Source organism: Desulfonatronospira sp. MSAO_Bac3 (assembly GCF_003838035.1).
GTDB classification, from domain to species: Bacteria; Desulfobacterota; Desulfovibrionia; order Desulfovibrionales; family Desulfonatronovibrionaceae; genus Desulfonatronospira; species Desulfonatronospira thiodismutans.
In genome coordinates this window covers 1-5,976 of sequence record NZ_QYZY01000075.1, presented here as the reverse complement: position 1 = coordinate 5,976, position 5,976 = coordinate 1, and the positions used below count along the sequence as shown (strand labels likewise).

The following is a 5,976-nucleotide window of genomic DNA, read 5'->3' as shown; positions in this document are numbered from 1 at the left end:
GAGGTCACTGCTGATCAAAATAACTCGATTTTTGTCAGCGCAGCCAACGCACATGGGGGTCACTAAAAAACGGGGTGAAAAAATCATTGACAGGCGGGGCAGTGCTGTAACTTATTTACATCTGCACAATAAATGGCCCAGGATATTATCTCCGAATCAGGAAATAAAAAGGACTGCGTATGACCTACCTTCAGGTCAAAGACTTGAAAAAAACGGGAACTGTGGGGATGATTGTGTTTCCTACCTGTGAGCAGGCTTGCCGGAAGGGAAATATTCCTCGTTCTTCGTTAACCAGGGACCAAGGGAAGAGGGTTCAGGTGAGCAGCCCATGCCTGATCAGCGGATTGCTCTTGACAACGCAATTGCATTTATCATAATAGTTGTGTTGCATTTATTAATATAAAGACATTGCAAATACTTATCCAAGGTAATTGCAATCGTTAATCTTAATGTTTCTAACTTTATGAGGAAGGTATGCGCTATCACTCAAGAGTGGTGGACTGCGAATTGCGGCAGCGTCTGTCATCCACTGGCGCCGTGGTCATTGAAGGGCCGAAAGCCTGCGGAAAAACGGCTACTGGCCGTAACCTGGCCGCCAGTGAAGTATTGCTTGATGTCGATGAAAATGCCCGTCAGGCTGTAGCCGTTGACCCTCGCCTGGTGTTGGCGGGCGATACCCCGCGCCTTATTGATGAATGGCAGATTGAACCAGCCATCTGGAATCATATCCGGCGTGCGGTTGACGAGCGTGGCCAGCCTGGCCAGTTCATCCTGACCGGTTCCGCCGTACCTGTAGATGATATCACCCGACATACCGGGGCCGGGCGCTTGACGCGGCTGCGACTCCGTCCCATGACGCTGTTTGAGCTTGGACAAAGCACAGGAGCCCTGTCACTGGCGGACTTGTTGAATGGTAATCGATCTGCCTGCCGCGACTCCGGATTGACAATTCAGGATTTGGTTGAATTGCTAGCCGTGGGTGGTTGGCCGGGACATCTGCGTCTGACCTCAAGGCAAGCCCTGCGGGCCAACCGGGACTACCTGGAGGAAATCAGACGGGTAGACATCAGCCATGTGGACGGGGTTCGCCGTGATCCGGATAAAGTCGGCCGACTGCTGCGCTCCCTGGCCCGCAATACCGGAACCTATGCGTCCGCAACCGGCATGGCCGAGGATATCGGCGGCATTACTGTACAGACTGTTCTTGAGTATCTGGCCAGTCTGGAACGTCTGATGATCATGGAGGATCAGCCGGCCTGGACGCCGCATTTACGTTCACGGTCACGGCTGAGAAGCATGCCCAGACGCCAATTCGTGGATCCTTCCCTGGCGGTGGCGGCATTGCGGACATCCCCGGAAGGATTGCTCAAGGATATGAACTTGCTGGGCTTTCTGTTTGAATCGCTGGTTGTACGTGATCTGCGGGTTTACGCCCAGGCCATGGATGCCCAGGTATTGCAATACCGTGACAATACGGGACTGGAAGTGGATGCCGTGATTCATTGCGCTGATGGTCGCTGGGGTGCTTTTGAAATAAAACTTGGGCCAGGAATGGCAGAGCAGGGAGCCGCCTCTTTATTGAAGTTTGCTGAGCGCGTGGATACCGAAAAGTGCGGCTTGCCATCCTTACTGGCGGTAATCACTGGTACTGGCTATGGATATTTTCGCGACGACGGTGTAGCGGTGATCCCTATCACCGCCTTAAAACCGTAATAATGACACGTCAGGCTGACGAAAAAAACGTATGCAGCTTTTTTCTCAGCCAATACCGGCCACCCCAAACAAAAAATCTTTAAGCAACTTTTCCTTCCCTGAACCACCGATACGGTGGTATCCATCTGAGTTTTTATTGATGTTTTTGTTTTCTACAGATAGTCTGGTTGGTGATTTTTGTAATGAACAACCTACCGGAGCAATATGAGCAGGCAGCATACAGATATCATCCAGAGCATTCTTGATACCATAAACCAGGGTCTTCTGGACAAACCCTTTGAAATCCGGCTGGCCCTGGCCTCATTTCTTGCCGGCGGGCATCTGCTCATCCAGGATATACCTGGGGTGGGCAAAACCACCCTGGCTCTGAGCATGGCCAGGACCCTTGGCTTAGATTTCGCCCGCATCCAGATGACCAGCGACATGCTCCCCGGAGACGTCCTGGGTGTATCCATGTTTGACCCCCGGACAAACGAATTTTGCTTCCACCCGGGTCCCATATTTCACTCCATTGTCCTGGCCGACGAGATCAACCGCTCCTCCCCCCGCACCCAGTCGGCCCTGCTGGAAGCCATGGCTGAAAAACAGGTCTCAGCAGACGGCCGCACCTATCCCCTGCCGGAGGCCTTTCTGGTCATAGCCACCCAGAATCCCCTGGAGGAACACGGCGTAAACCCTCTTCCCAACAGCCAGATGGACCGGTTCATGATGAGCATCACCCTGGGCTACCCCGGTCCCGGCTCGGAAAAGGACATGCTCACCAAGGGGGCAACAGTCCCGGACTTTGAGGCCGTGGTCAGCCAGGAGGAGCTTTTGTCCCTGAGGCAGTCCTGCAAAGACGTTTTCTTAAGCGATGAAATCGCCCGGATGATTTTGGAGCTGACCCATGCCACCCGGGACCATGCGGAAGTGAAAACAGGTCTTTCCCCCAGGGGCATGCTGGCCCTGAAGTCCTCGGCCCAGGCCTGGGCCATGCTGGAACAAAGAGACTACATCATCCCGCAGGACCTGTTCAATACCGCCTACAGCGTCATGATCCACAGGCTGAGCCTGGACCCGGGCAAGGACAGGGACCTGCTGGTAAGAAAGATAATCCATGAAACATGGGGATAACCGCAGAAAAAAAAGGATCAGGTCCAGGCTCAGCTTTTCAGGCTGGATGTATGTGCTTCTCTGCCTCCTGGTGGGCATGGCCGCTGTAAACAGCAACAACAACGTCCTCTTTCTCATTACCTCTTTGCTCTTGAGCCTGCTGTTTCTGTCGGGACTCATCGCCCTGTACAATGTTTCCGGCCTGCGGGTACAGGCCGTGGGCAGGGACATCCTCACCTCAAACGAGCCGGGCACCATAATGCTGCGGATCCAGAACACAAAGCGTTTTCCCGCCCTGGTCCTGCAGGCGGGACTGGAAGACCAGCGCGCCCTGCTGCCGGTGATCGGACCCGGCCGGCACAAAGATATCTTCATCTCCTGGACTCCCCCTTTCCGGGGACAGCCGCCGCTGCCTCCGGTGAGGCTGGCCTCCTCCTTTCCCTTTGGTTTCGTCCTGCGCGGCGGCCTGTTTGATCCGGGAAAAGGCCCTGTTGTGGCCCCGGGACCCCTGGGCGCTTCAGCCCGGAGCCTCATGGCCCGGGAGCAGCCCCGCAGCCATACTTTCCGCACTCAGGGCAGCGCGGAGTGGCAGGGCATAAGAAGGTACCGCCCGGGCGAGTCCAGGGCGGCCATTGTCTGGCGGCGTCTGGACTGGAGCATGCCGGCCATGGGCATGGATATCTCCCGCTGGCCGGCTCACAGCTTTTCGTCAGAGCACGCAGCATCACTGGTCATGGACTGGGAGGACCCGGCCTATGCCCACCTGGACACGGAAAAAAGACTGGCCCTTTTCAGAAGCATCCTGGACCGTGCCCTGCAGGAGTACAGCCCCTGGGAGCTCAGGCTGCCAGGCCGGCAAATTTCCGGACACCCCGGGGCCGACCCCTTTTACGCCCTGCAGGCCCTGGCCCTGATGGAGCCTTTGCCGGGGCAGGAGGCAGGCTGAAATGTCCTCAGAGCATACAGGATTCAGGCTCAGACTTCTCTCTCCCCTGCTTGGCATCAGCGCCGGCTCCTACGTTGTGCTTTCCCTGAATACCATACTGGCCCCCTGGGTGGCCCTTTTCTGGACTGTATCCTGCGTCCTGGCCTTTGCCGCCTATTACCGGGGAAGAAAAGAGGTCTTTTCCTACCGCTTCAGGCTCATCACCGTCCTTCTTTTGGTATGCTTGGCTGTTGCCGCCCACTGGCCCCAGGGATGGCAGTATGTCCTGGCCCAGGCCCTGGTGGTCATGCTGGGCATCAAGCTCATGGAACTTAGAACCCAGCGCGACGCATTTCAGTTCTGCGGGCTGGGGGTCCTGGGCCTGGCAGCAGCCTCCCTGGTCAGATTCGACCTGGGTTTCGGAGGGCTTATCCTGCTTTTTTTCTTCCTGGGCCTGGTGTTGATCCTGTGGCAGCATGTCCTGGACCATACCCCGGACAGGGCCTACCGTGACTCCCCTGGCTGGGGCTTTGCCTCCGGACTGGTTGTTTTCGCCCTTTTTCTGACGGTTTTGACCATTATCCTGGGTCTTGTGGTTTTTTTCGCCTTCCCCAGAAACATAAGCCCCGCCCTGAACCTGGGAGAAGGAATGCAGACCCACCTTACAGGATTCAGCCAAGAGATGAGCCCGGGAAGCGTAAGTGAGATCGTTGCTTCCAACCGCATCGCCTTTCGAGCCGTCATCGAGGACCCTGTAGACCCCAGCCGCCTTTACTGGCGCGGGGCTGTTCTGTGGGAAACCGACGGGGAGAAATGGACCCGGGGTACTCCCCACGACTTCCAGACCAACCCGGTAACGGCCTCGTCTCTGGATCACGGCCTCATCAGGCAGTCCATCACTTTAAATCCCGGCACAACTGAGCACCTTTTCGGGCTTTATTTTCCCCAGAGGGTTCTGGATGTCTCGCCGGTCAACTACAACCGGGACGGTACAATAAAAAAAGATGAACCCGTTGAGACGGCCATAAGGTACCGGGTCCTGTCCAGGGCAGGCGACTCAGGCCCCCTCACCACCCGGGAGTCCAAGAGCGCCCTGGCCGTGCCCGAGGACCTGGACCAGGAAGTAGTAAGCCTGGGAAAAATGTTTCAGGACCGGGATCAGGACGTCTGGGAAACCGCCCAGGAAATCATGTTTTATTTTGGAACCCAGGGATTCGAGTACAGTCTGAGCGCCCCGGAAGAATTTGAACAGGGACAGAGCCTCAAGGATTTTCTGCTGCGCACCAGGACCGGATACTGCGAGCTTTATGCCTCTGCTGCCGCAGTTCTCATGCGCATAAATGATATTCCGGCCAGAGTGGTGGTGGGATTCTGGGGCGGAGAATTCAACCCGGTGGGGGAATACTGGGTGGTGCGGGACAGCATGGCCCATGCCTGGGTGGAGGCCTGGTTCCAGGGGCGTGGATGGGTGCTTCTGGACCCCACCAGGATGCTTGAGCACACCGGCATGGAGGAACCAGGGGATGATGCAGCTGCGGCCCGGGAAGAGGACGGCCCGCAACAGGTCATGAGCCCGGGGCCTGCAACGCTGGACTGGCTGAGATGGCAGTGGACCAATGCCATAATCGACCTGACCCTGGCCCGGCAGGTGCGCATGTGGAGGTCTGTCAGCTCCGGCATCCAGGATACCTGGTCTGGACTCAGCTTGCCGGACCTGCCCCGGTCCTGGAGCAGGCCGGACAATGGTAAGCTTCTCCTGGCCGCTGCAGCCGCGATTGCCGGACTGGCCCTGCTGCTCCTGCGCATATATTATCCAGCCGGAGACCAGGCAAAGCGTCTCAGGCAAAAGGCCTGGAAAAGGCTCGCCCGCAAGACCCCTGGACGTCACCATCTGCAAAGACCGGGCAGCGAACAGCAGGTATGGCGGTGGTGGGAAGAAAACCGCCCGGACATGGCCGCAGAGTTAAAAAGCCTTTATCATGCTCAGAGATACGGGCCTTCCCCAGACCTGGAAAAAGACCGCCGGCTCAAGACCCTGCTGGCCGGGCGCTTACCATGTGCTTACAAACAAAAAAAGGGCTATGGAACTAAATCCATAACCCCTTGAAATCATGGTGCCCCCGCCAAGATTCGAACTTGGGCTAACCAGGATTAGGAATCCTGTGCTCTATCCTGCTGAGCTACGGGGGCGGGTATTTGCGGCAGGCAGATGTGGTGGGGACTTTTTTGGTAATGCAACACCTTTG

Annotated in this window: 6 protein-coding genes and 1 tRNA gene; 5 read left to right on the top strand and 2 right to left on the bottom strand. The window is 56.8% G+C overall.

Going from position 1 to position 5,976, the window contains the following annotated elements; genetic code table 11:
- The coding region (locus D5S03_RS02750; RefSeq protein ID WP_287042611.1) for a hypothetical protein at nt 1-250 on the top strand (250 nt) is incomplete at its 5' end.
- 224 nt (nt 251-474) lie between these two features.
- Nucleotides 475-1,713: an ATP-binding protein gene (locus D5S03_RS02745; RefSeq protein WP_287042610.1), complete on the top strand. Its 1,239-nt coding sequence runs from the start codon at nt 475-477 to the stop codon at nt 1,711-1,713.
- Between the two features lie 45 nt (nt 1,714-1,758).
- Here D5S03_RS02745 and D5S03_RS02740 read toward each other — a convergent pair whose 3' ends face one another.
- Nucleotides 1,759-1,932, bottom strand: coding sequence for a hypothetical protein (locus D5S03_RS02740; RefSeq protein ID WP_287042609.1), 174 nt, complete (start codon nt 1,930-1,932; stop codon nt 1,759-1,761).
- Between D5S03_RS02740 and D5S03_RS02735 the strand changes: the two genes are divergently transcribed.
- Genes D5S03_RS02735 through D5S03_RS02725 form a run of 3 tightly spaced genes read left to right on the top strand, consistent with a single transcriptional unit; the run spans nt 1,918 to nt 5,837 of the window.
- Nucleotides 1,918-2,826: an AAA family ATPase gene (locus D5S03_RS02735; RefSeq protein ID WP_008869380.1), complete on the top strand. Its 909-nt coding sequence runs from the start codon at nt 1,918-1,920 to the stop codon at nt 2,824-2,826. The two genes, D5S03_RS02740 and D5S03_RS02735, sit on opposite strands and share 15 nt — an antisense overlap.
- Entirely contained in the window at nt 2,810-3,751 is a 942-nt protein-coding gene (locus tag D5S03_RS02730; RefSeq protein WP_008869381.1) for a DUF58 domain-containing protein, read from the top strand. Before D5S03_RS02735 ends, D5S03_RS02730 begins: the two co-directional genes overlap by 17 nt.
- A 1-nt stretch (nt 3,752) precedes the next feature.
- Complete coding sequence (locus D5S03_RS02725) at nt 3,753-5,837, top strand: transglutaminase TgpA family protein (RefSeq protein WP_008869382.1); 2,085 nt, start codon at nt 3,753-3,755, stop codon at nt 5,835-5,837.
- A 5-nt stretch (nt 5,838-5,842) separates the two neighbouring features.
- On the opposite strand, the gene D5S03_RS02720 is transcribed toward D5S03_RS02725, so the two are convergent.
- Nucleotides 5,843-5,920: transfer RNA gene (locus tag D5S03_RS02720), tRNA-Arg, on the bottom strand.
- Nucleotides 5,921-5,976 lie beyond the last annotated feature (56 nt).